Origin of the sequence: Pseudomonas sp. 06C 126 (assembly GCF_001855215.1) — a bacterium.
GTDB lineage: Bacteria > Pseudomonadota > Gammaproteobacteria > Pseudomonadales > Pseudomonadaceae > Aquipseudomonas > Aquipseudomonas proteolytica.
The window spans coordinates 86,322-110,267 of sequence record NZ_MIFU01000001.1 but is presented as its reverse complement, the minus strand read 5'-3'; the positions used below and the strand labels follow the sequence as shown (position 1 = coordinate 110,267).

29 protein-coding genes are annotated in these 23,946 nt (G+C 61.6%); 11 read left to right on the top strand and 18 right to left on the bottom strand.

Annotated features, from left to right (window positions below):
- Positions 1-28: 28 nt before the first annotated feature.
- Positions 29-883 carry an RNA polymerase sigma factor RpoH gene (gene rpoH, locus BHC62_RS00535; protein ID WP_003176698.1) on the top strand — a complete coding sequence of 285 codons (855 nt, stop codon included), beginning with the start codon at positions 29-31 and terminating at the stop codon, positions 881-883.
- A 92-nt stretch (positions 884-975) separates the two neighbouring features.
- Here rpoH and mtgA read toward each other — a convergent pair whose 3' ends face one another.
- Positions 976-1,698: a monofunctional biosynthetic peptidoglycan transglycosylase gene (gene mtgA, locus BHC62_RS00530; protein WP_029300744.1), complete on the bottom strand. Its 723-nt coding sequence runs from the start codon at positions 1,696-1,698 to the stop codon at positions 976-978.
- Between the two features lie 74 nt (positions 1,699-1,772).
- Here mtgA and BHC62_RS00525 point away from each other — a divergent pair, with 74 nt between their 5' ends.
- The 4 genes from BHC62_RS00525 (at position 1,773) to trmB (ending at position 4,010) form a co-directional block, all read left to right on the top strand.
- Positions 1,773-2,153, top strand: coding sequence for a DUF423 domain-containing protein (locus tag BHC62_RS00525; RefSeq protein ID WP_029300746.1), 381 nt, complete (start codon positions 1,773-1,775; stop codon positions 2,151-2,153).
- A gap of 71 nt (positions 2,154-2,224) precedes the next feature.
- Positions 2,225-2,425, top strand: coding sequence for a sulfur carrier protein ThiS (gene thiS, locus BHC62_RS00520; RefSeq protein WP_029300748.1), 201 nt, complete (start codon positions 2,225-2,227; stop codon positions 2,423-2,425).
- A gap of 55 nt (positions 2,426-2,480) precedes the next feature.
- Positions 2,481-3,275, top strand: a complete 795-nt coding sequence (locus tag BHC62_RS00515; RefSeq protein ID WP_017845016.1) for a thiazole synthase — start codon at positions 2,481-2,483, stop codon at positions 3,273-3,275.
- Between the two features lie 9 nt (positions 3,276-3,284).
- Entirely contained in the window at positions 3,285-4,010 is a 726-nt protein-coding gene (gene trmB, locus BHC62_RS00510) for a tRNA (guanosine(46)-N7)-methyltransferase TrmB (protein WP_029300750.1), read from the top strand.
- A gap of 791 nt (positions 4,011-4,801) precedes the next feature.
- On the opposite strand, the gene BHC62_RS00505 is transcribed toward trmB, so the two are convergent.
- The 9 genes from BHC62_RS00505 to BHC62_RS00465 form a co-directional block, all read right to left on the bottom strand.
- Complete coding sequence (locus BHC62_RS00505; protein ID WP_029300493.1) at positions 4,802-5,125, bottom strand: DUF3392 domain-containing protein; 324 nt, start codon at positions 5,123-5,125, stop codon at positions 4,802-4,804.
- Positions 5,126-5,143: 18 nt separating this feature from the next.
- Positions 5,144-6,346, bottom strand: a complete 1,203-nt coding sequence (gene hemW, locus BHC62_RS00500; RefSeq protein WP_070993978.1) for a radical SAM family heme chaperone HemW — start codon at positions 6,344-6,346, stop codon at positions 5,144-5,146.
- Entirely contained in the window at positions 6,343-6,939 is a 597-nt protein-coding gene (gene rdgB, locus BHC62_RS00495; protein WP_029300489.1) for an RdgB/HAM1 family non-canonical purine NTP pyrophosphatase, read from the bottom strand. Before rdgB ends, hemW begins: the two co-directional genes overlap by 4 nt.
- The gene (locus BHC62_RS00490) at positions 6,936-7,370 is read right to left on the bottom strand and encodes a DUF4426 domain-containing protein (RefSeq protein ID WP_029300487.1); all 435 of its coding nucleotides are present in this window, start codon (positions 7,368-7,370) and stop codon (positions 6,936-6,938) included. The genes rdgB and BHC62_RS00490 overlap by 4 nt, the downstream gene beginning before the upstream one ends.
- Positions 7,371-7,391: 21 nt before the next feature.
- The gene (metW, locus tag BHC62_RS00485) at positions 7,392-8,012 is read right to left on the bottom strand and encodes a methionine biosynthesis protein MetW (protein WP_029300485.1); all 621 of its coding nucleotides are present in this window, start codon (positions 8,010-8,012) and stop codon (positions 7,392-7,394) included.
- Between the two features lie 7 nt (positions 8,013-8,019).
- Positions 8,020-9,159 (bottom strand): homoserine O-acetyltransferase, encoded by a 1,140-nt coding sequence (locus tag BHC62_RS00480; RefSeq protein WP_070993977.1) that lies wholly within the window; start codon positions 9,157-9,159, stop codon positions 8,020-8,022.
- Positions 9,160-9,321: 162 nt separating this feature from the next.
- Complete coding sequence (locus BHC62_RS00475) at positions 9,322-9,912, bottom strand: YggT family protein (protein WP_029300481.1); 591 nt, start codon at positions 9,910-9,912, stop codon at positions 9,322-9,324.
- Between the two features lie 9 nt (positions 9,913-9,921).
- Positions 9,922-10,740 (bottom strand): pyrroline-5-carboxylate reductase, encoded by an 819-nt coding sequence (gene proC / locus BHC62_RS00470; RefSeq protein ID WP_070993976.1) that lies wholly within the window; start codon positions 10,738-10,740, stop codon positions 9,922-9,924.
- A gap of 33 nt (positions 10,741-10,773) precedes the next feature.
- Complete coding sequence (locus BHC62_RS00465; protein WP_029300479.1) at positions 10,774-11,460, bottom strand: YggS family pyridoxal phosphate-dependent enzyme; 687 nt, start codon at positions 11,458-11,460, stop codon at positions 10,774-10,776.
- A gap of 57 nt (positions 11,461-11,517) precedes the next feature.
- Between BHC62_RS00465 and BHC62_RS00460 the strand changes: the two genes are divergently transcribed.
- On the top strand, positions 11,518-12,552 hold the full coding sequence (locus BHC62_RS00460; RefSeq protein ID WP_070993975.1) for a type IV pilus twitching motility protein PilT: 1,035 nt from the start codon (positions 11,518-11,520) through the stop codon (positions 12,550-12,552).
- A 128-nt stretch (positions 12,553-12,680) separates the two neighbouring features.
- On the opposite strand, the gene BHC62_RS00455 is transcribed toward BHC62_RS00460, so the two are convergent.
- A complete protein-coding gene (locus BHC62_RS00455) occupies positions 12,681-13,316 on the bottom strand; it encodes a C40 family peptidase (RefSeq protein ID WP_029300475.1) in 636 nt (211 codons plus the stop codon).
- Positions 13,317-13,565: 249 nt separating this feature from the next.
- On the opposite strand from BHC62_RS00455, the gene BHC62_RS00450 reads away from it, so the two are divergent.
- Entirely contained in the window at positions 13,566-13,994 is a 429-nt protein-coding gene (locus BHC62_RS00450; RefSeq protein WP_029300473.1) for a TM2 domain-containing protein, read from the top strand.
- 145 nt (positions 13,995-14,139) lie between these two features.
- On the opposite strand, the gene BHC62_RS00445 is transcribed toward BHC62_RS00450, so the two are convergent.
- The 7 genes from BHC62_RS00445 to gshB all read right to left on the bottom strand — a co-directional run bounded on the left by BHC62_RS00445 (position 14,140) and on the right by gshB (position 20,153).
- Positions 14,140-15,411 (bottom strand): dihydroorotase, encoded by a 1,272-nt coding sequence (locus BHC62_RS00445; RefSeq protein WP_070993974.1) that lies wholly within the window; start codon positions 15,409-15,411, stop codon positions 14,140-14,142.
- Complete coding sequence (locus tag BHC62_RS00440; RefSeq protein WP_029300469.1) at positions 15,408-16,412, bottom strand: aspartate carbamoyltransferase catalytic subunit; 1,005 nt, start codon at positions 16,410-16,412, stop codon at positions 15,408-15,410. Before BHC62_RS00440 ends, BHC62_RS00445 begins: the two co-directional genes overlap by 4 nt.
- A gap of 24 nt (positions 16,413-16,436) precedes the next feature.
- Positions 16,437-16,943 (bottom strand): bifunctional pyr operon transcriptional regulator/uracil phosphoribosyltransferase PyrR, encoded by a 507-nt coding sequence (pyrR, locus tag BHC62_RS00435; protein ID WP_029300467.1) that lies wholly within the window; start codon positions 16,941-16,943, stop codon positions 16,437-16,439.
- Positions 16,944-17,025: 82 nt separating this feature from the next.
- Complete coding sequence (ruvX, locus tag BHC62_RS00430) at positions 17,026-17,463, bottom strand: Holliday junction resolvase RuvX (protein ID WP_005792259.1); 438 nt, start codon at positions 17,461-17,463, stop codon at positions 17,026-17,028.
- On the bottom strand, positions 17,463-18,032 hold the full coding sequence (locus tag BHC62_RS00425; protein ID WP_029300463.1) for a YqgE/AlgH family protein: 570 nt from the start codon (positions 18,030-18,032) through the stop codon (positions 17,463-17,465). The genes ruvX and BHC62_RS00425 overlap by 1 nt, the downstream gene beginning before the upstream one ends.
- A 190-nt stretch (positions 18,033-18,222) precedes the next feature.
- Positions 18,223-19,122, bottom strand: a complete 900-nt coding sequence (locus BHC62_RS00415) for an energy transducer TonB (protein WP_029300459.1) — start codon at positions 19,120-19,122, stop codon at positions 18,223-18,225.
- A gap of 77 nt (positions 19,123-19,199) precedes the next feature.
- On the bottom strand, positions 19,200-20,153 hold the full coding sequence (gene gshB / locus BHC62_RS00410) for a glutathione synthase (RefSeq protein WP_029300457.1): 954 nt from the start codon (positions 20,151-20,153) through the stop codon (positions 19,200-19,202).
- Positions 20,154-20,392: 239 nt separating this feature from the next.
- On the opposite strand from gshB, the gene pilG reads away from it, so the two are divergent.
- Genes pilG through BHC62_RS00390 form a run of 4 tightly spaced genes read left to right on the top strand, consistent with a single transcriptional unit; the run spans position 20,393 to position 23,807 of the window.
- Complete coding sequence (gene pilG, locus BHC62_RS00405) at positions 20,393-20,800, top strand: twitching motility response regulator PilG (RefSeq protein ID WP_029300456.1); 408 nt, start codon at positions 20,393-20,395, stop codon at positions 20,798-20,800.
- Positions 20,801-20,844: 44 nt separating this feature from the next.
- Positions 20,845-21,210, top strand: coding sequence for a twitching motility response regulator PilH (pilH, locus tag BHC62_RS00400; protein ID WP_029300454.1), 366 nt, complete (start codon positions 20,845-20,847; stop codon positions 21,208-21,210).
- Between the two features lie 12 nt (positions 21,211-21,222).
- Complete coding sequence (locus BHC62_RS00395) at positions 21,223-21,759, top strand: chemotaxis protein CheW (RefSeq protein ID WP_070993973.1); 537 nt, start codon at positions 21,223-21,225, stop codon at positions 21,757-21,759.
- Positions 21,756-23,807, top strand: coding sequence for a methyl-accepting chemotaxis protein (locus tag BHC62_RS00390; protein ID WP_070993972.1), 2,052 nt, complete (start codon positions 21,756-21,758; stop codon positions 23,805-23,807). The genes BHC62_RS00395 and BHC62_RS00390 overlap by 4 nt, the downstream gene beginning before the upstream one ends.
- Positions 23,808-23,946 lie beyond the last annotated feature (139 nt).

Here is a 23,946-nt window from a genome sequence, read left to right as displayed (position 1 = left end):
GAGTTATGTGAGTCGGAGGTTTTTTCGTATGACCACTTCTTTGCAACCTGCTTATGCTCTGGTCCCAGGCGCGAACCTGGAAGCCTATGTGCACACGGTCAACAGCATTCCTTTGCTGACGCCCGAGCAGGAGCGTGAACTGGCCGAGAGTCTCTACTATGAGCAGGATTTGGGGGCGGCTCGGCAGATGGTGCTCGCCCACCTGCGTTTTGTCGTACATATCGCCCGTAGCTATAGCGGCTACGGCCTGGCCCAGGCTGACCTGATCCAGGAAGGCAACGTCGGCCTGATGAAGGCTGTAAAACGCTTCAACCCGGAAATGGGTGTGCGGTTGGTGTCGTTCGCCGTGCACTGGATCAAGGCGGAAATCCACGAGTTCATCCTGCGCAACTGGCGCATTGTGAAAGTGGCGACCACCAAGGCCCAGCGCAAGCTGTTCTTCAACCTGCGCAGCCAGAAGAAACGCCTGGCGTGGCTGAACAACGAGGAAGTCCACCGTGTGGCTGAAAGCCTCGGTGTGGAGCCTCGGGAAGTGCGCGAGATGGAAAGTCGCCTGACCGGCCATGACATGGCCTTCGACCCGGCCGCTGAAGCGGACGACGACAGCGCCTTCCAATCGCCGGCCAACTACCTGGAAGACCACCGGTACGACCCGGCGCGTCAACTGGAAGATGCCGATTGGAGCGACAACTCCAACCACAACCTGCACGAAGCACTGGAAGTGCTGGACGACCGCAGCCGTGACATCCTCTACCAGCGTTGGCTGGCAGAAGAAAAAGCCACGCTGCACGACCTAGCGCAAAAGTACAACGTGTCGGCCGAGCGGATTCGTCAGCTTGAGAAGAGCGCGATGAACAAGCTGAAACTGTCGATCGCCGCCTAACACGCAGCGAACGGCCAAAAAAATGCCCCGATCGAAAGATCGGGGCATTTTTGTTTGTGTCGCGCCCCTGTAGGAGCCGGCTTTGTGTAGCGTCAGTTGGACCACGGCGCCTTTCGCGTAGTGTTCAGCTCATTCAAGTAGCCCGTGCCACCCAGCTGCCCCATCTGCTGACGAATCCAAGCCGCCCGCCGCGCCACATATGCGGTTGGGTGGCTGGCACTCCAAGCCCGCGGATTAGGCAGCACTGCGGCCAGATAGCTGGCCTGCTGCCGCGAAAGCCCCTTGGCACTCACCCCGAAATGGTGTCGCGCTGCGGCCTCTGCGCCAAACACCCCCTCATCCCACTCCACGCTGTTCAAGTACACCTCAAGGATCCGTTGCTTGGGCCAGAGGATCTCGATCAATCCGGTAAACCAGGCTTCCAGGCCCTTGCGCAGATAACTGCGGCCTGCCCACAGGAACAGGTTCTTCGACACCTGCTGGCTCAGCGTGCTGGCGCCACGCAGCGAGCCGCCGCGCTCGTTATGCAGCAGGGCGGCCTGGATCGCGCCAAAGTCAAAACCCCAATGCTGCGGGAAACGCTGGTCTTCGCCGGCCATGACCGCCAATTTCAGGTCATCGGAGATCTCGTCCCACGGCACCCAACTGCGTTGCAGGTCAATAGGCTCGCCGTCGACCCAGGATTCGATCTTGCGCTCGACCATCAGCGCGGTGAACGGTGGCGGGACGACACGAAACAGCAGCACCAGCAAAACACTGGCGATGACGAACCATTTCACGACTTTGAGAAAACGACTGAAGAGGACACGCAGCATAGAGATGGCTTGGCCGAACCCGTTGAGCGGGCCATTATACAGACCCGGCCCTTTGAGTCTGACTGGAGTTCCTCATGCTGCGTGGCTTTCTGATGTTGGCTGCCTTTTTCGGTTTTACCGGTGTTGCCCTCGGCGCGTTCGCTGCCCATGGCCTGAAAAAAAGCCTGAGTGCTGAATACCTGGCGATTTTCCATACCGGCGTGACTTACCAACTGGTGCATGCCCTGGCGTTGTTTGGCGTGGCCTTGCTGGCGGCGCATATTCCCGGGCGCCTGGTGATGTGGGCGGGGGTGTCGTTCAGCATCGGTATCCTGTTGTTCTCCGGCAGCCTGTATCTGCTGACTACCGTCGGCATCGGCAAACTGGGGATCATCACCCCGTTTGGCGGCCTGGCATTCCTGATTGGCTGGCTGTGCCTGGGGCTCGCCGCCTGGCGCCTGCAACTGACCGCCTGACGCTTGTAGCTGACCTTCAGGTCACGATCAGGCTAGAATGCTGGCCCCTAAAAACGATGGCGGCCCGTGGCATGCGCATTCAATTGAACGGCGAATCCTATGAACTGCCCGACGGTGAAACCGTCGCGGCCCTGCTGACCCGTCTGGAACTGACCGGACGTCGCGTCGCAGTGGAGCTCAACCAGGATATCGTGCCGCGTAGCCAGCACACCGAAACCGCCCTTGCCGAAGGCGACCAGGTCGAAGTAGTCCACGCCATCGGCGGCGGCTAGCCCTGGGGCAACTACCCGAATTCTGCAGAACCTCACCCCAACTCGAGGATTTCCCATGAGCATCGTTCGTAGCGACAAGCCCTTCGTCCTGGCCGGTCGTACCTACCAGTCGCGTTTGCTGGTAGGCACCGGTAAATACCGCGACATGGAAGAAACCCGCCTGGCTATCGAAGCCTCGGGCGCCGAGATCGTGACGGTGGCGGTGCGCCGCACCAACATCGGCCAGAACCCGGGCGAACCGAACTTGCTGGATATCCTGCCGCCGGATCGCTACACCATCCTGCCCAACACCGCCGGTTGCTACGACGCCATCGAAGCCGTGCGCACTTGCCGCCTGGCCCGTGAGCTGCTCGACGGCCACAACCTGGTGAAGCTGGAGGTGCTGGCTGATCAGAAAACCCTGTTCCCCAACGTGATCGAAACCCTCAAGGCCGCTGAAACCCTGGTCAAGGAAGGTTTTGACGTGATGGTCTACACCAGCGATGACCCGATCATCGCGCGCCAACTGGCCGAAATCGGCTGCATCGCGGTCATGCCGCTGGCCGGCCTGATCGGTACTGGCCTGGGGATCTGCAACCCGTACAACCTGCAGATCATCCTCGAAGAAGCGAAGATCCCGGTGCTGGTGGATGCCGGCGTCGGCACCGCGTCCGATGCCACCATCGCCATGGAACTGGGCTGCGAGGCGGTGCTGATGAACTCCGCTATCGCCAACGCGCAACAGCCGATCATGATGGCCGAAGCCATGAAACACGCGATTGTCGCCGGCCGCCTGGCGTATCTCGCCGGGCGTATGCCGAAAAAACTTTACGCCAGCGCCTCCTCGCCGCTGGATGGTCTGATCAAGTAAGAGCCATTGATGACTGAATCAAACGAAACGCCGAACCCCGTGGAAGAAGGCGACGAGTCCAAGCACCGCCGCATCAAAAGCTTTGTGATGCGTGCCGGGCGCATGACCGAAGGCCAGCAAAAGGGCCTGGACCAGGGCACGCCGTTGTTCGTCCTGCCCCTGGCCGATGCGCCGGTGGACTTCGACCAGGTGTTTGGCCGTTCGGCCCCGCGCTCCCTGGAAATCGGCTTCGGCATGGGCCATTCCCTGCTGGAAATGGCCGCCGCGTCGCCCGAGCAAGATTTTATCGGCGTGGAAGTCCACCGTCCGGGCGTAGGTGCATTGCTTAACGGCGTGCTGACTCAGGGCCTGAAAAACCTGCGTGTCTACGACTGCGACGCGATCGAAGTGCTCAACCGCTGCATTGCCGACAACAGCCTCGACCGCCTGATGCTGTTTTTCCCGGATCCATGGCACAAGAGCCGCCACCACAAGCGCCGCATCGTCCAGGCCTCCTTCGCGGAACTGGTACGCAGCAAGCTGAAAGTGGGCGGCATCCTGCACATGGCCACCGACTGGGAACCGTACGCGGAGTACATGCTGGAAGTGATGAACGTCGCCCCTGGCTACCGCAACCTGGCCGAAGACGGTCAATGCGTGCCACGCCCGGCCGAGCGCCCGATCACCAAGTTCGAACGCCGTGGCGAGCGATTGGGGCATGGGGTTTGGGATTTGAAGTTCGAAAAGCTGGCTTGACCAGCTAGAAGACTGAAATGCGATCAACTGTAGGAGCGAGCTTGCTCGCGAAAAACGGAGAGGCGACGCGGGCTACCTGATAGCTCGGCGTTATTGTTGACGTTCTTCGCGAGCAAGCTCGCTCCTACAGTTTTTTGGTGGTGGGTATTTGGTCGGTCCCGGCCGAGTGCCCGATCACCAGCATGGGATTTGAAGTTCGAAAAGCTGGCTTGACCCGCTAGAAGACTGAAATGCGATCAACTGTAGGAGCGAGCTTGCTCGCGAAAAACGGACAGGCGACACGGGCTACCTGATAGCTCGGCGTTATCGTTGACGTTCTTCGCGAGCAAGCTCGCTCCTACAGTTTTTTGGTGGTGGGTATTTGGTCAGTCCCGGCCGAGCGCCCGATCACCAGCATGGGATTTGAAGTTCGAAAAACTGGCTTGATCAGCTAGAAGACTGAAATGCGATCAACTGTAGGAGCGAGCTTGCTCGCGAAAAACGGAGAGGCGACGCGGGCTACCTGATAGCTCGGCGTTATCGTTGACGTTCTTCGCGAGCAAGCTCGCTCCTACAGTTTTTTGGTGTTGGGGGTTTGGTCAGTCCCGGCCGAGTGCCCGATCACCAGCATGGGATTTGAAGTTCGAAAAGCTGGCTTGACCAGCTAGAAGACTGAAATGCGATCAACTGTAGGAGCGAGCTTGCTCGCGAAAAACGGACAGGCGACGCGGGCTACCTGATAGCTCGGCGTTATCGTTGACGTTCTTCGCGAGCAAGCTCGCTCCTACAGTTTTTTGGTGGTGGGCTTTTAGTCAGCGGCGGTCGGCAACCACGCCAATCAACACCAGCACCACCAGCAACACCGGCGCCAAACTGTAGTTATTGAACTGGCTCAACCCCCGCACAATCCACGGCGTGGCGTAGATCAGCGCGGCACCGCTGCCGATCATGCACAGCAGGGCCATCAACGGTACGCGCAAGGCGCCGGCGATGTTGCCCAGGCGCGCTTCGACCCAGCCCTTGATGTCGGCACCGAACAGCACCAGCAAGCAGCCGACAAGCGCCAGGGATATTTCTGACAGGTTACTGCGGCTCCAGCGGGATACGGTGGCAAGCAGGTCGAGTACCAGATCCATTCGATTTCCTTAGAGCGATCAGCTCAAAAACTTCTGCAGCAGGTCATTGAGAAAGAGTTGCCCACGGTCGGTGGCCGCCAGGCGTGACGGTTCGACCTGCAATAAGCCACTTTGTTCTGCCTCGCGTCGGGCCTCATCCAGGCTGGCCAGGTCCAGGCCCGTGCGTTCGGCGTAAAGCCTGGCTTCAACGCCGTCGGTAAGGCGCAGGGCGTTCATCAGGAACTCGAAAGGCAACTCTTCGTTGGTCAGCTCTTTCATGCCTGCCTGAAAGCTTTTGGCCGGGTTGAGGTAGTCCTTTGGTGCGCGAGTCTTCCAGGTGCGCACGATGCGCCCGTCAGGATGGCTGAGCTTGCCGTGGGCGCCGGCACCGATGCCAATAAAGTCGCCAAAGCTCCAGTAGTTGAGGTTATGCCGTGCGGGGCGACCCGGCTGGGCATAGGCCGAAACTTCGTACTGGGCGTATCCGTGGGCGGCGAGCAGGGCTTGGCCGGCTTCCTGGATATCCCACAGGGTGTCGTCTTCCGGCAGCGTCGGCGGCTGGTTCCAGAACACTGTGTTGGGTTCCAGGGTCAGTTGGTACCACGACAGGTGGGTCGGCTTGAGGGCGATGGCCTGGCGCAGGTCGCTCAAGGCATCGTCCAGGGATTGATCGGGCAAACCGTGCATCAGGTCCAGGTTGAAGTTATCGAACCCGGCCTGGCGCGCCATGCCGGCGGCGCGCACGGCTTCGTCGCCGTTGTGAATGCGGCCCAGGGCCTTGAGCTTTTCCTGCTGGAAACTCTGGATGCCGATGGACAGGCGATTGATCCCCAGCTTGCGGTAGGCGACGAACTTCTCTTGCTCGAAGGTGCCGGGGTTGGCTTCCAGGGTGATCTCGATGTCGCGGGCAAACGGTATGCGTTGCTCCACGCCCTCCAGCAATCGGCCCAGCGCCGCAGCACTGAACAGGCTAGGCGTGCCGCCGCCAAAGAAGATCGAGCTCAACTCGCGGCCATACACCGCGTGCAGATCCTGATCCAGGTCCGTCAGCAACGCATCGACATACTCTTGTTCCGGCAGCACCTTGCTGGCGGTGTGGGAGTTGAAGTCGCAATAGGGGCATTTACGCACGCACCACGGGATGTGGATGTACAGCGCCAGGGGCGGCAGCACTGGCAGGGCCGCCCGAGGTGTTTGCGCGCCACCGAGGATCAGTGGCTGCGCGGAGGTGTTCTGGGTCATTTCAAGCCCAGACGCTGGCGCAGCAAAGCCATTGCGCGGGCGCGGTGGCTGATCTGGTTCTTGTCGGCCGGGCTCAGTTCGGCGCTGGAGACATTGCGCTCCGGCACCCAGAACAGTGGGTCATAGCCAAACCCATGCTCGCCACTGGCGGCATGCAGGATGCGCCCGTGCCACAGGCCTTCGCAGAGAATCGGCAGCGGGTCATCGGCATGCCGCACCAGGGCCAGCACGCACACGAACTGCGCGCCACGCATCGCGTCCGGTACGTCCTTGAGCGCGTCCAGCAACTTGGCATTGTTCGCCGCGTCGCCTTTGCCGTCGGCATACCGCGCCGAATAGATGCCAGGTGCGCCGCCGAGGAAGTCCACGGCCAGGCCAGAATCGTCGGCCAGTGCCGGCAGGCCGGAAATGCGCGCGGCATTGCGGGCCTTGAGGATGGCGTTTTCGACGAACGACAGGCCGGTTTCTTCAGGTTCCACCTGGCTGAACTCGCCAATCGAGCGCAATTGCACCGATTCGCCGAGCATGGCCTGGAGTTCCTTGAGTTTGCCGGCGTTGTGGCTGGCCAGTACGAGTTGTGTCAGGTTCATTATTCGGCCGGGAACAGTTCTTGGGTGAAACTGAAACCGTGGGCCTTGCCGCCGGTTTCAACATTGATGGTAAAGGTGCGGAATTCCTGCTGCGGCACCGAGTAGGGGGCGAGGTAGTAGATCGCGCCTTTTTCGGTGATCTGCTTGAACGTCAGCATTTCACTCTTGCCGGTCAAGTCCTTGATCGTGCCGGTCACTTGCGCGGCCACAGGCTCCACGCCCTTGATCACCGAGACGTTGATCATGCCCTTGTTCTTGCTGCGCACCACGCCCACGGCCTGGGCCGTCTCGGGTTGCAGGAAGCTGGAGGTGAAGGTGCTGTAGTGCACGGTGATATCACCAAACGCCTTCTGCCGGTTACTGTCGATAGGGCCGGCGGCCATGGCGCTGGCGCCAAGGCAGGCGGTGAGTAGAAAAATAGCCAGGCGACTCATGATCGTCCTCCTCGAAAATGGTTAGACGGCAATCTGATGATCGGTCAGGCCAGGACTGCTGACCCTGTAAATTCCGATTTCACCCAAAAGATTAGGCCATAGCTTACTCGCCCAGCCGTGGCGATGCTGTTGATCGACGGCCAGGCGGTTGATGACCTTGGCTTCACGCCCACTGCACAACGCCTCGAAATCTTCGAAGGTGCAGAAGTGAATGTTCGGCGTGTTGTACCAGGTGTACGGCAGGAAATCCGATACCGGCATCCGGCCCTTGGTGGCCAGGTACCAGCGGCAGCGCCAGTGGCCGAAATTGGGGAAGGTGATGATGCATTGGCGGCCGACGCGCAACATCTCGTCGAGAATCCGATCCGGGTAGTGCACGGCCTGCAGGGCCTGGGTCATCACCACGATATCGAAGCTGTTGCTGGCAAAGTTGCCCAGGCCCTTGTCCAGGTCCTGCTCGATCACGTTGATGCCCTTGGCCACACACTGGGCGATGTTGTCCGGGTCGTTTTCCAGGCCATAGCCGGTGACTTGCTTGTTGTCGCGCAGCCAGCTCAGCAGTTCGCCATCGCCGCAACCCAGGTCGAGCACGCGGCTGCCGGCGGGGATCCAGTCTTGGATGATTTCCAGGTCGGCTCTCATGGCTTTCTCACAATGTAATGCGGTTCATGTAGTTGCTGAACGCCTGCAGGTAGCGCGGGATCGGGATCAGGAAGGCGTCGTGGCCTTGCGGTGCATCGATCTCCAGGTAGCACACGTCTTTGCGGGCGGCCATCAGCGCATCCACCAGTTCCCGCGAGCGGGCCGGGGAGAAGCGCCAGTCGGTGGTGAACGACATCACGCAGAACTTGGCGGTGGCACCCTCGAAGGTCTTCGCCAGGTCGTCATCAAAGTTTGCCGCCGGGTCGAAGTAGTCCAGGGCCTTGGTCATCAGCAGGTAGGTGTTGGCGTCGAAACGCCCGGAGAACTCCTCGCCCTGGTAACGCAGGTAGCTTTCGACCTGGAATTCGACGCTGTGGAAGTCGTAGTTGAGCTTCTCGCTCTTGAGCCCGCGGCCGAATTTCTCGCCCATGGAGTCATCCGACAGGTAGGTGATATGCCCGACCATCCGCGCCAGCATCAAGCCGCGCTTGGGGATCACCCCGGCTTCCTGGAACGAACCACCGTGGAACTCGGGGTCGGTGAGGATTGCCTGGCGCGCCACTTCGTTGAACGCGATGTTCTGCGCCGACAACTTGGGGGCCGAGGCGATGGCCAGGCAATGGCGCACGCGGTCGGGGTAAGTGATGGTCCATTGCAGCGCCTGCATGCCGCCCAGGCTGCCGCCGATCACCGCTGCCCATTGGCTTATGCCGAGCAGGTCGGCCAGGCGCGCCTGGCTGTGCACCCAGTCTTCCACGGTCAGCACCGGGAAGTCGGCGCCGAACGGCTTGCCGGTCTCCGGGTTGAGGCTGCTGGGGCCGGTGGAGCCGTTGCAGCCGCCGAGGTTGTTCAGGCTGACCACAAAGAACTTATTGGTGTCGATGGGCTTGCCGGGGCCGATGCAACTGTCCCACCAGCCGGGCTTGCGCTCGTCGGCGCTGTGGTAGCCGGCGGCGTGGTGATGGCCAGAAAGGGCGTGGCAGATCAGCACGGCATTGCTCGTCGTGGCGTTCAGCTGGCCGTAGGTTTCATAGATCAGGTCATAGGCCGGCAGCGATCGACCGCAGGCCAGGGCCAGGGGTTCGCTGAAGTGCGCCACTTGGGGCACGACCAGTCCAACAGAATCGGGGGGGAAGGCAGCTGGCATCGACCCTGCTCTCGTTTAAATGAGGCGTAAGTCTAAAGAGCGGGGGGGCCAGCGGCAAGCGAACCTTGTCCTGGCTGATGACGGCTTGTTTCTGTGGGAGCCAGCTTGCCGGCGATGGCGTTTTCGCGGGTGCCATCGCCGGCAAGCCGGCTCCTGCAAAGGTCAGATCAGCAGGCGCAGGATGTCCGGCATCATGGTCATCGCCGCCAGGTTGTTGATCACCAGCATGTCCAGGAGCTTGAGCACCATGAACGCGAGGATCGGCGAGATATCCAGGCCGCCCAGGTTCGGCAGGATCTTGCGGAACGGCGCCAGGGCCGGCTCGCAGATCTGGTTGACCAGCTCGGCGCCAGGGTTATGGCTGCCCGGTGCGACCCAGGACAGGATCACGCTGATGATCAGGGCGAAGAAGAAAATCTTCAGGAACAGCGCGGTCACGCCGATCAAGGCCCAGACCAGCAGTTGCAGGAAGTTGCCGGTGGTGCCGTAGGTCAGCAGGAGCGTCAGGGCCATCAGCGCCAGTTGGACCAGGATCGCCAGGACCAGCGACGACATGTCCAGGCCGAACAGGCTCGGGATCACCCGGCGCAAGGGCTTGAGCAGCGGCTGGGTGGCCTTCACGGCGAATTGGCAGAGCGGGTTATAGAAGTTGGCGCGTACCAGTTGCAGGACAAAACGCAACAGTACGATCAGCAGATACAGGCTGCCGAGGGTTTGCAGCACGTAGACGGCTGCGGTGTTCAAACCAATCATATTGGCTCCTTATTGACCCAGTTGTTCGGCCAGTTCGGCCGAGCGGTGCGCGGCGGCACCCAGTGCTTTTTCGACCAGGGCTTCAAAGCCCCCGGCCTGGAACGATTCGATGGCAGCCTGCGTGGTGCCATTGGGCGAGGTCACGCGACGACGCAGCTCGGCCGCGTCCACATCGCTGGACACCACCATATGTGCAGCGCCGAGGGCGGTTTGCTGAGTCAGTTGCTCGGCGATTTCCCGTGGCAGGCCCAGCTTCACGCCAGCCGCGGTCATGGCTTCGACCAGCAGGAAGAAATACGCCGGGCCACTGCCGGACACAGCGGTGACGGCGTCCAGTTGCTGTTCTTCGTCCAGCCACAGGGCCACACCCACGGCCGACAACAGCTCCTGGGCCTGGTCACGTTGCTCGGCGCTCACTTGGGTGGTGGCGTACAGGCCGCTGACGCCTTGGCGCAGCAGTGATGGCGTGTTGGGCATGCAACGTACGATGGGCTGGGCGCCGAGCCAGTTGTTCATGCTGGCGCAATTGATGCCGGCGGCAATCGACACCACCAGTTGTTGCGGTGCCAGGCTTGGGCGCAACGCTTCGCACACGGCTTTCATGGCCTGTGGCTTGACCGCCAGCACAATCACGTCGACGCCCTGGATGGCTTCGGCGTTGTCGGCAAAGGTTTCGATACCGTGCTCGGCGCTCACCCGGGCGCGGGTCTCGGCGCCCGGATCGCTGGCGCGAATCTGCGAAGCGTCCAGGCCCTTGGCCCGCAGGCCGCCGATCAGGCTGGCCGCCATGTTACCGGCGCCGATAAAGGCTATACGCGTGCTGCTCATGACAGGTCCTTACTCAGATGGAAGTCAGCCATTTCACGGCTGGCCGTAGTCGCGGGCACCAAACAGGGCGGTACCGATCCGCACCCACGTGGCCCCTTGGGCAATGGCCGACTCAAGGTCATGGCTCATGCCCATGGAAAGTGTGTCGAGCCCCAGGTTCAGGCTCGCTTGCAAGTCACGCACCTTCGCAAACGCCGCATCTTGCTGGGCACGGTCGTCGGTGGGCTCGGGGATCGCCATCAGGCCACGCAGCTTCAAGCGCGGCAGGGCCTGGATCGCCTCGGCCAGCGCTGGCAAGTCGGCGGGTGTACAGCCGGACTTGCTGGCTTCGCCACTGACATTGACCTGAACGCAGATATTGAGCGGCGGCAGGTCGGCCGGGCGTTGCTCCGACAGCCGTTGGGCGATTTTCAGGCGGTCCACGGAATGCACCCAAGCGAAGTTCTCGGCGATAGCGCGCGTCTTGTTCGATTGAATGGGGCCGATGAAGTGCCAACTCAAGGGCAGGTCGGTTAATTCGGCTTGTTTGCCGAGGGCTTCCTGCAAGTAGTTTTCACCGAAGTCATGCATCCCGGCGGCATAGGCTTCGCGCACGGCTTGCGCGGGCTTGGTCTTGCTGACCGCCAGCAAATGCACGCTGGATTCATCGCGCTGCACGGCCTGGGCCGCAGCACGGATCCGCTGACTAACCAGGCCAATATTGTCTGCTATGGTCGACATTCAAGTTGCGCCCGTGGATATGGAGTCCGCGGCATTCTACTGGAAATGGATAGCCCTATGGACATCACTGAACTGCTGACCGCCAGCGTCAGCCGGGGCGCCTCCGACCTGCATCTGTCGGCAGGGTTGGCGCCGAGGATGCGAGTCGATGGCGAGGTTGTGCCACTCGACTGGCCCCCATTGAGTGCTACGCAAGTAGCGGACTTACTCAGCCCGATCATGAATAAACACCAGCAAAAGGATTTCGAAACATCTCTTGAAACGGATTTTTCCTTCGAGTTGCCCGGTGTGGCGCGCTTTCGCGCCAATGTGTTCCAGCAGCACCGAGGGATGGGCGCGGTGTTTCGCGCGATTCCCTCCCGGGTACAGGGCCTGGAAAGCCTGGGGCTGGGCGACGTGTTCCGGCGCATCGCCGAACTGCCCAGGGGGTTGGTGCTGGTGACCGGGGCCACGGGCTCGGGCAAGTCCACCACCCTGGCGGCGATGATCGATTACCTCAACAACACCCGTCAGCAACACATCCTGACCCTTGAAGACCCTATCGAATTTGTCCATGAACCGCGCACGGCGCTGATCAGCCAGCGCCAGGTGCATCGCGATACCCACAGTTTCTCCGCCGCCCTGCGTTCTGCGCTGCGCGAAGACCCGGATGTGATCCTGGTCGGCGAGTTGCGCGACCTGGAAACCATCCGCCTGGCCCTGACGGCGGCTGAAACCGGGCACCTGGTGTTTGGCACCCTGCACACCAGTTCGGCGGCAAAGACCGTGGACCGGCTGGTGGATGTGTTCCCCGCGGGGGAAAAGGCCATGGTCCGCTCGATGCTCTCGGAGTCGCTGCAGGCGGTGGTTTCCCAGGTGTTGCTGAAAAAAGTCGGCGGCGGGCGCGTGGCGGCCCATGAAATCATGCTCGGTACACCGGCGATCCGTAACCTGATCCGCGAGGACAAGGTGGCGCAGTTGTACTCGGCGATCCAGACGGGTGGGGCGTTGGGGATGAAGACGTTGGATATGAGCTTGAAGGGGCTGGTGAGTCAGGGGCTGGTCAGCCGCGAAGAGGCCCGGGAGCAGGCACGGGTGCCCGCAGAGTTATGACCTGTGGGAGCTGGCTTGCCTGCGATAAAGGCAGCTCGGTGTGTCATTCACACTGAGGTGATGCAATCGCAGGCAAGCCAGCTCCCACACAAGCCAGCTCCCATGCCAGCCTGCATTCCCATTCAATGTCAGCGTTGCACAATGCGCAGGTTGTTCTGCTCTTTAGGCAGCACGCGCTTGGCAATCACGTAGTTCTTGTTCCAGAACGGCTTTTTCAGGGTGTCGATGCTGACCGACTTGCCACGGCGCGGCGCGTGGATAAAACGGTCGTTGCCCAGGTAGATGGCTACATGGTTGACCTGGCGGCTCTTGAGCTTGAAGAACAATAGGTCGCCGGGCTTCAAATCCTTGCGATCAACCTTCTGCCCGTGGCCACTGGCCATTGCATTGGAGGTGCGTGGCAAATCCACCGCAGCCACATCATTGAAGGCGTATTTCACCAGGCCGCTGCAATCAAAGCCTTTACTTGGGCTGCTGCCGCCCCAACGATAAGGAGTACCCAGCACGTTTACGGCACGGCTGAGGACTTTGCTGCTTTGCTGGTTATTGCTCGCTACCAGGCCGGAAACTGCTTTACCGTGGGCCTTGCTCACTTGAGTCGGGCGCTTGACGGTGAGTTTTACCGATTTGGCAGAGCTGGTAGTGGCGTGAACTTTAGGGGTGAAACCATTAACGTTCGGAAGTCGTTGCTCACGATTGGTGGCGTGGGCGGCCAGTGGCATCAATAGGCAAATGGTTAGCCATGTCTTTAAAAATGGTCGCATAAGGCAGGCTCTTGTTGGTTTGCGCGCAACTTTATAACAGCTTTTAGTGTCTTTCTCAGGCCGTTTGTCGACTGAACCTTGACGTCAAAATCAGGAAAACCGCGACGAACTGTCGCAATTGTCCTACACAAGTCAGGCGGCATAAGGCTTTGAGGGGAGCGACGATATCATTTGCCGTACGTCGGGTGCCTGTAAAAAAGTCACAAAGAAACCAGAAATATTTATCTATCGAGGCAAAAGAGGTCATTCATGAACACCTATCGACAGGGCGTTTCGCAACAGGACACCCACAGCAAGATGATCGGTTACCTGCTCTGGATCTTCGGATTCACCGGGGCGCACCGCTTCTATTACGGCAAGCCGGTGACCGGGACGATCTGGTTCTTCACCTTTGGTTTGCTGGGCATTGGCTGGTTGATCGACCTGTTTCTGATCCCGGCAATGGACCGCGAAGCCGACCTGCGTTTTACCGCCGGGCCCATTGAATACAACGTGGCCTGGATTCTGTTGGCGTTTCTTGGGGTGTTTGGCTTGCACCGCATGTATCAGGGCAAATGGCTCACCGGCCTGTTGTACCTGGTGACCGGCGGCTTGTTCCTGATTGGCGTGCTGTATGACTTCTGGACGCTGAACACGCAGATTTCGGTGCGCAATGCCGAGCGGCTGGGCGGTCGATAAGCGCAGGTCCTGAACTGTAGGAGCGGGCTTGTGTGGGAGCTGGCTTGCCTGCGATTGCATCACCTCAGTGTCACTGACACACCGAGGTGCCTGTATCGCAGGCAAGCCAGCTCCCACATTTTGACCGTGCCCGCTTTGGATCGGATCAAGCTTGGTAGCTGATCCGCCCATCCACCAGGGTGTAACGTACATTCGCCGGCAAGCTATGGCCGATGAATGGGCAGTTTTCACCCCTGGACAACCAGTGCTCGCCGGCGACAGTGGAACTGGCTGGATCAAACAGCACCAGATCCGCCGCCGAACCCACCGCCAGCTTGCCCGCCGGCAGGCGCAGCGCTTGCGCCGGGCCTGTACTCAGGCGTGCGAGCAACGTTGGCAGGTCCAGCAAACCATCCTCCACCAGCGTCATCGCCAACGGCAGCAGCAGTTCGACGCTGCTGATCCCAGGCTCTGTGGCGCCAAACGGTGCCAGCTTGGCATCCCGTTCGTGGGGTTGGTGATGGCTGGAGATCGCCGAAACCACCCCCGACTTCACCGCCGCACGCAAACCATCACGGTCGGCGCGGGTGCGCAGTGGTGGTTGTACGTGGTACAGGCTGGAGAAGTCGATCAGCGCCTCATCCGTCAGGATCAACTGGTACAACGCCACATCGGCGGTCACCGGCAGGCCACGGGCCTGGGCCTGGGCAATCAGGGCCACGCCACGGGCGCTGGTCAGTTGGCTGAAGTGCGCGCGTACGCCGCTTTGTTCCACCAACAGCAGGTCACGGGCCAGGGCCACGGTTTCTGCGGTTTCCGGGATGCCCGCAAGGCCGAGGAAGCTGGCGGTGGGGCCTTCGTGGGCCAGGCCGCCTTCGGCCAGGTCGTGGTCCTGGGAGTGGAAGATCACGGTCAGATCGAAGGTGGCGGCGTATTCCAGGGCCCGGCACAGGGTGCGGGTGCTGCGAAAACTCTCCAGGCCATTGCCGAAGGCTACGCAGCCGGCGTCACGCAGGGCAATCAGCTCGGCCAGTTGCTCGCCATCCAGGCCTTTGCTCAGGGCGCCGATGGGGAACACTTTGCAATTGCCGGCCTCGCGGGCGCGGTCGAGGATCAACTCGGCGACGGCCGAGGTGTCCAGCACCGGTTTGGTTTGCGGTGGGCAGCACAGGCTAGTGACACCGCCTGCAGCCGCGGCGCGGGTTTCGCTGGCGATGCTGCCTTTGCGGCTGTAGCCCGGCTCGCGCAGGGCGACGTTCAGGTCTACCAGGCCGGGCGCGGCGACCAGGCCTTTGGCGTCGATGCTCTCGACCGGGCTGAAACCACTGGGGGCGGCGCCGATGGCAATGATCTTGCCGGCTTCCAGGTGCAGATCGGTGACTTGATCCAGGCCGCTGGCCGGATCGATGACTCGGGCGCCGAGAATGCTGAGCTTCACTGGGCCTTCTCCTGCTCGAATTGACGTTGGGCAGTTTGCCCGCTCATGGCCATGGACAGTACGGCCATGCGTACCGCGATGCCGTAGGTGACCTGGTTGAGAATCACCGAGTGCGGGCCGTCGGCCACCGCCGACTCAATCTCCACCCCACGGTTGATCGGGCCAGGGTGCATGACAATCGCATCCGGCTTGGCGCCTGCCAGGCGCGCGGTGGTCAGGCCGAACAGGCGGTAGAACTCGCCTTCGCTGGGCAGCAGGCCACCGGCCATGCGCTCGCGTTGCAGGCGCAGCATGATCACCACATCCACGTCCTTCAGGCCTTCGGTCATGTCGGTGTAGACCTTGACCCCGTATTGCTCGATGCCGATAGGCAGCAGGGTTTTCGGCGCGATCACGCGGATATCCGGGCAGCCGAGGGTTTTCAGGGCCAGCATGTTCGAGCGCGCCACCCGCGAGTGCAGGATGTCGCCAACGATGGCCACCGAGAGGTTTTCGAAGCCACCCTTGTGCCGACGGATGGTGAGCATGTCGAGCATGCCCTGGGTCGGGTGGGCGTGACGGCCATCGCCGCCGTTGATGATCGCCACCTGTGGGCACACGTGCTCGGCAATAAAGTGCGCCGCGCCCGAGTCGCCATGGCGCACCACGAACATGTCGGCCGCCATGGCCTCCAGGTTGCGCAGGGTGTCGAGCAGGGTTTCGCCCTTGCTCGCCGACGAGGTGGAGACGTTCAGGGTGATCACGTCGGCTGACAGGCGTTGGGCCGCCAGCTCGAAGGTGGTGCGGGTGCGTGTCGAGTTCTCGAAGAACACGTTGCAAATGGTTTTGCCACGCAGCAGCGGGACTTTCTTCACCGCCCGGCCGCCGACTTCAAGGAACGAGTCGGCAGTGTCGAGGATTTCGGTGAGCAATTCGCGGGGCAGGCCGTCGAGGGACAGGAAGTGTTGCAGCTGGCCCTGAGCGTTGAGCTGCAGCGGGCGCTTGGCATCTAGAGGCGTCATCGCGGGGACTCTTTACAAGGCGGTTTAAAGGGCGAGGTCTTGCAGTTCGAGTTCGAGCGGCGTGGGACCGGACAATTTTACCCGCTGTTGGGCTGAAAGCGACAGGGTGGCACCCACCACATCCGGGCTGATCGGCAGTTCGCCAGCCTCGAGGTCGAGCAGGCAGACCAGGGTGATACTGGCCGGGCGGCCGTAGTCGAACAGCTCGTTCATGGCTGCACGGATGGTACGCCCGCTCATCAGCACGTCATCGATCAGTACCAGGTGCTGGCCTTCGATTTCAAAGGGCAGCGCAGACGGGCGCACTTGCGGGTGCAGGCCGTTCTGGCTGAAGTCATCGCGGTAGAAGGACACATCCAGGGTGCCCAAGGGCGAGTCACTGCCCAGCTCTTGCAGCAACGCCTGGGCGACCCACACGCCACCGGTACGGATACCGATGAAACGCGGCTCGCTGATGGCGCGGTGTTGCAGATGGGTCGTGAGGCTCGTCGCCATCTGACGGATCAGTTCGGCGGGATTGGGCAGGCTCATGGTGGCTCCTTCAAGGGCTCGGGCAGCGTGACGCTGGCAAAGTCCGGGCTCAAACGTAAGAAGACGCGGCAAGCCGCGTCAGTCAGGATTCAAATAAAGCGGTGTTTTCATCCAGCCAGCCCTGCAGCAGCAAGGCGGCGGCAATGGCGTCGACCGGGTTGTCGCGGTAGCTGCCTTTCTGCCCGCCACGGTCGCGACGCTCACCCTTGGCCTCGAAGGTCGTCAGGCGCTCATCGTGGGTATAGAAGGGCAGGTTGTAGCGGCCGTTGAGGCGGCGGGCGAATTTTTCGGCGCGCAAGCACATGTCGCTGGGGGTGCCGTCCATGTTCAGCGGCAGGCCGACCACCACCGCGTCGGGCTTCCACTCCTTGATCAGGGCTTCGACCTGATTCCAGTCCGGGATGCCGTTTTGTGCCTTCAAGGTACACAGCTCGCGGGCCTGGCCGGTGATGACCTGGCCCACGGCAACGCCAATCTGCTTGGTGCCGTAGTCAAACCCGAGGATCAGTCGCAGGGCCATCAGGCGTGCCCCGCCTGGCTGGTCAGCAGGTTGAGGTTGATCCCCAGTTGCTTTGCAGCGGCATTGAGGCGCAGCTCGCTGGCGGTATTGAACAGAATGTCGGCATCGAAGGGGCACGTCAGCCAGGCATTGTTGGCCAACTCTTCTTCCAGTTGCCCGGCTTCCCACCCTGCGTAACCCAGGGTGATCAGGCTCTGCTGCGGGCCGGCGCCATCAGCGATGGCAAACAGCACGTCCTGGGAGGTGGACAAGGACACGCCATCGAGGTCGACGGTTGCCTGGAACGTCGGGCCGCTGGGGTGCAGGACAAAGCCCCGGTCAGTCTGCACCGGGCCACCGAAATAGATCGGCACCGCCTGGCAACTGGCGGGTGGGTCGATCTCCGGGCGCAGTTGCTCAAGGATATCGGCCAGGTTCAGGTCCTGCGGGCGGTTGACCACCAACCCCATGGCGCCATTGGCCGTGTGCTCGACGATATAGGTCAAGGTGTGCGCAAAGTTCGGGTCGGCCATATGGGGCATGGCGATCAGGAATTGGTGCTTGAGGTAAGTCGGGCTGACATTTTTCATGTCCGCTAGTGTGGCGTTGGAGGGGCGAACTGACAAGCTGGGGATGTGTAGGAAATCGGTTGGCGGGTTTGTTTGGGCTGTAGGAGCGAGCCTGCTCGCGAAGATCGTCAACGACAACGCGGGCAGTCAGAATGCACGCGGTGGCCTCAGGTTCTTCGCGAGCAAGCTCGCTCCTGCACCGCTGGGCTGATCAGTTGCTGGAAAGGCGGTCGCCCTTGGCAAAGCGCCAGGTGCGGATGATTTCCAGGCGGTCGATATCATTCAGGTCGCCGGTAAACGGGGCGAACGGTGCGGCCAGGCGCACGATGCGTTGCGCCGCCTGGTCCAGCAAGGGCTGGCCGGACGACTCCAGCACCAGCACTTCATATAAGGAGCCGTCGCGGTTGATCGACACCAGCAGGCGCAGGTTGCCGTAGATCTGCTGGCGCCGGGCCTCGTCCGGGTAGTTCAGGTTGCCGATGCGCTCGACCTTCTTGCGCCATTCGTCCTTATACCAGGCGCCTTTGTCGCGCATGGTGGAGGCGGCGTTGAGCCGGTAGATGCGCGGGCGTTTGGCATACAGCTGTTGCTCGTTGGCCAGTTCGGCCTCCAGGCTGGAGATTTCGCTGGAAAGTTGCGAGCTGTCGAAAGTCGGTGCGGGTTTGCTTGGCGCAGGCTCAGTCTTCACGGCTTCGCGCTGGGTCGCGGCCTTCTGGGGTTTTGGCGCAATGGTGGCGACGGCGGCCTTGGGCGCGGCCTGCTTGACCTCGGGCTTGGCCACCGGAGGCGGCGTGACCTTATTGATCTTGTTGTCCTGGAAGGGCGCCACTTCGGTGGTCTTGGGCACTGCCTTTTTGTCCAGGGTGCCGCTGCCCTGCTGATTGTCCTGGGCCAGGAAGTCAGCCTTTTCGGGCTTCTTTTCACTTTTGAAGGTGGCGAGGGTGATTTCCAGGGTCTTGCTGATTTGCTGGGGTTCGACGAACGTGAAGCCCAGGCCGAGGATCAACGCCAAATGAATCAGCGCTGCCAGAAATAGGGTAAATCCGAGCCGATCAGCCGGGCGTACGCCGCTGTGGCTGAATTCGGGGGGCAGGTCGGACGGAAGCGTCATAACAGGAAAACCAACATCGCGCGTTTCACAGGTGGGGCATGATAGCGCAATGTTGGCTGACCTCCGGCTGTTCTATGTCACTTGGCTTGTAGCTTGTCGGCAATCGCTGCCATGAGCATTTCGCCGATGTTGGTGCCGAACGCGTTGTCTATTTCGCGGATACAGGTCGGGCTGGTGACGTTGATTTCCGTGAGGTGCTCACCAATTACGTCAAGTCCTACGAACAGCAGGCCTTTCTCCCGCAGGGTCGGGCCAACCTGGGCGGCGATCCAGCGGTCCTTGTCGCTCAGCGGACGGGCCTCGCCACGCCCACCCGCCGCGAGGTTGCCACGGGTCTCGCCGGCCGCCGGGATACGTGCCAGGCAGTAATCCACCGGCTCGCCGTCGATCATCAGGATGCGCTTGTCGCCATCCTTGATCGCCGGCAGGTAGGCCTGGCCCATGATCTGCTGGGTGCCCAGGGCCGTCAGGGTCTCAAGGATCACCGACAGATTGGGGTCGCCTGCGCGGTGACGGAAGATCGAGGTGCCGCCCATGCCGTCCAGCGGCTTGAGGATCACATCGCCGTGCTTGGCGGCAAATTCACGCAGCACGTCGGCGCGGCGGCTGACCACGGTGGGCGGCGTGCACTGCGGGAACAGCGTGGCGAACAACTTCTCGTTGCAGTCGCGCAGGCTCTGGGGCTTGTTGACGATCAGCACACCGGCACGCTCGGCCTGCTCCAGCAGGTAGGTGGAGTAGACGAACTCCATGTCGAACGGCGGATCCTTGCGCATCAGGATCACGTCCAGGTCGCTCAGGGGGCTGTCGATCTCGTCTTGCAGTTCAAACCACTTTTCAGGGTTGGCGAACACCTGCAGGGGACGCATCCGCGCCCGCGCTTCGCCGTCGCCCTGGTAAAGGTCGCGCTGTTCCATATAGAACAGGGTCCAGCCGCGGGCCTGGGCGGCCAGCAGCATGGCCAGCGAGCTATCCTTTTTATAGGAAATGCTGGCGATAGGGTCCATGACAATGCCGACGCGAACGCTCATGGGGGATTTCCTCTAGCAAATAAGGGCGCATAAAAGTGGCGTCAGAGTGGCGCTGCGGCTGTTGTGGGTCAAGGAAAAACCACCTTGCCGGTCGGCCGATAGATTGCCTCCCCAGTCTGTGCTAAAAAGGCTGCCATGGCGTGTCGGCCCTTGCACGGCAAGGGTTTTGGCGCTCGTCCCAGGCAGCATCCGGCAGTACACACCGAAAACCGATTCGCTGTGGCGATGGTAGAGCAGATATGGAACAGCATTCCAACGCCTTGAAAGTGATGGTGATCGACGATTCGAAAACGATTCGCCGCACCGCTGAAACGCTGTTGAAGAACGTAGGGTGCGAAGTCATCACGGCCATCGACGGTTTTGATGCCCTGGCCAGGATCGTTGACCATCACCCGCACATCATCTTTGTCGACATCATGATGCCGCGCCTGGATGGCTATCAGACCTGCGCCCTGGTCAAGAACAACCCGGCGTTCAAGGACATCCCGGTGATCATGCTGTCGTCCAGGGATGGCCTGTTCGACAAGGCCAAGGGGCGCATCGTCGGCGTCGATCAATTTTTGACCAAGCCTTTCAGCAAGGAAGAACTGCTGAGTGCGATCAAGGCCTATGTGCCGGGTTTCGCCGCAGTAGAACAAGCACATTGACCCAGCCCCCAGGGCTTGCGTCAACCAATGTAGTGGGGAAAACCATGGCACGCGTTCTGATCGTCGACGATTCGCCGACTGAAATGTACAAACTGACCGGCATGCTGGAAAAGCACGGGCACCAGGTCCTCAAGGCCGAAAATGGCGCCGACGGCGTGGCCCTGGCCCGCCAGGAAAAACCCGATGCGGTGTTGATGGACATCGTCATGCCCGGCCTCAATGGCTTCCAGGCCACGCGCCAGTTGTCCAAGGAGCCGGAAACCAACGGCATCCCGATCATCATCGTCACCACCAAAGACCAGGAAACCGACAAGATCTGGGGCGCACGCCAGGGCGCCAAGGCGTACCTGACCAAGCCGGTGGAAGAAGACAAGCTGATCGAAGTCCTGAACTCGGTGCTCAAACCCTGACGGCACGCTCCCATGACCGAGTCGCAAACTGCCTTTGAGCTGCTGCTGGACATCGACCGCCGCTGCCGCCTGCTGGCCGCTGACCTGCCGTCCCAGGAAACCCGCTCGCACAGTTGGAGCGGCATCGGCTTTCGCCTGGGCGGGCATTGGTATGTAGCGCCCATGGGCGAAGTTGCCGAAGTGCTGCATGAGCCGCGTTGCACCCTGATGCCCGGGGTCAAGCCTTGGGTCCGGGGCGTGGCCAACCTGCGCGGGCGCTTGCTGCCGGTGATCAACCTGTGCGGGTTTTTCGGCTATGAGCTGTCGACCTCACGCAAGCAGCGCCGGGTGCTGGTGATTGAACACGAAGACACCTTTGTCGGCCTGTTGGTGGATGAAGTGGTCGGCCTGCAGCATTTTGCCCAGGACCTGTTGCGCCCGGTATCCGCCAGTGTGCCCGCCGCCAGCGCTGCATTTATCCAAGGCCAGTTCAGCGGCGAGCCGCTGTGGCAGGTCTTCAGCCCTTTCGCCCTGGCCCAGGCCCCGGGCTTTCTGGATGTTGCCGCATGAGCACCGCCACGCCCGTCAAACCGCAGGAAGCCTCCCGTAGCCGTTCGCAGATCATCGTGCTGTTTATTGCGCTGATCATCTTCATCATGCTGCTGTTCGCCAACTTCGCGTACCTCAACACCCAGTCCACCTATGACAAGCAGTACATCGGCCACGCCGGCGAGCTGCGGGTGCTGTCCCAGCGCATTGCCAAGAACGCCACCGAGGCGGCGGCCGGCAAGGCCGCCGCGTTCAGGCTATTGAGCGAGGCGCGTAATGATTTTGCCCAGCGCTGGGGCTACCTGAAAAAAGGCGACCCGGCCACCGGCCTGCCCGCCGCGCCCAGTGCCGTGCGCAGCGAAATGCGCGCCGTGCAGCATGATTGGGAAGCCTTGCTGAAGAACACCGATGTGATCCTGGCCAGTGAGCAGACGGTGCTGTCCTTGCATCAAGTGGCGGCGACCCTGGCCGAAACCGTGCCGCAATTGCAGCTGGAGTCGGAAAAGGTAGTCGAGATCCTGCTGCAGCGCGGTGCACCTGCCAGCCAGGTGGCCGTGGCCCAGCGCCAATCGTTGTTGGCCGAGCGCATTTTGGGAGCAGTCAACACGGTGCTGGCCGGGGATGACACGGCGGTCAAGGCCGCCGACGCCTTTGGCCGCGATGCCAACCGTTTTGGCCAGGTCCTGGCCGGCATGCTCCAGGGCAGCGCTGGCCTGAAGATCAGCGAGGTGCAAGACCCCGACGCCCGTGCGCGCCTGGCGGAGATTGCCGAGCTGTTCGAGTTTGTCTCGGGCTCCGTGGATGAAATCCTCGAAACATCGCCGCAACTGTTCCAGGTGCGCGCCTCGGCGAGCAATATCTTCAGCCTCTCGCAAACCCTGCTCGATGAGGCTTCGCACCTGGCCACCGGTTTTGAAAACCTGGCGGGCGGGCGCACCCTCGACACCATCGGCGGCTATGTCCTGGGCTTGCTGGCGCTGGCGTCAATCATCCTGATCGGCCTGGTGATGGTGCGCGAAACCAATCGCCAACTGCGCGAAACCGCCGAGAAAAACGAACGCAACCAGAACGCGATCATGCGCCTGCTGGACGAAATCGAAGACCTGGCCGACGGCGACCTCACCGTGACCGCCTCGGTGACTGAAGACTTCACCGGCACCATCGCCGATTCCATCAACTATTCGGTGGACCAGTTGCGCGACCTGGTGGCGACCATCAACCTCACCGCCGGTGAAGTGGCTGGCGCCGTGCAGGAAACCCAGGCTACCGCCATGCACCTGGCCCAGGCCTCGGAACACCAGGCCCAGCAGATCGCCGAAGCCTCCACCGCGATCAATCAGATGGCCCAATCCATCGACCAGGTGTCGGCCAATGCCGCCGAGTCCTCGGCCGTGGCCGAACGGTCGGTGGAGATCGCCAACAAGGGCAACGAGGTGGTGCACAACACCATCCACGGCATGGACAACATTCGCGAACAGATCCAGGACACCGCCAAGCGCATCAAACGCCTGGGCGAGTCATCCCAGGAGATTGGCGATATCGTCAGCCTGATCGACGACATTGCCGAGCAGACCAACATCCTCGCCCTCAACGCCGCGATCCAGGCGAGCATGGCCGGCGATGCCGGGCGCGGCTTTGCAGTGGTGGCCGACGAAGTGCAACGCCTGGCCGAACGCTCGTCGGCGGCCACCCGGCAGATCGAGAACCTGGTGCGGGCGATCCAGACCGATACCAACGAAGCCGTGATCTCCATGGAGCAGACCACCACCGAAGTGGTGCGTGGCGCGCGGCTGGCCCAGGACGCCGGAGTGGCCCTGGAAGAAATCGAAGGGGTGTCCAAGACCCTGGCCGCGCTGATCCAGAGCATCTCCAACGCCGCGCAGCAGCAAACCTCGTCGGCGGGGCAGATCTCCCTGACCATGAACGTGATCCAGCAGATCACCAGCCAGACCTCATCGGGCTCCACGGCCACCGCCGAGAGCATCGGCAACCTGGCCAAAATGGCCAGCCAGTTGCGCCGTTCGGTATCGGGTTTCACCTTGCCGCCCGTGCGCAAGACCCATGAATGACATGCGCCCCCAAAACCACCGCAATCTAAATGTGGGAGCGGGCTTGCTCGCGAAAGCGCTGGGTCAGTCACCTAATGTGCCGACTGACCCAGCGCTTTCGCGAGCAAGCCCGCTCCCACATGGATTCTCACTTTTCACC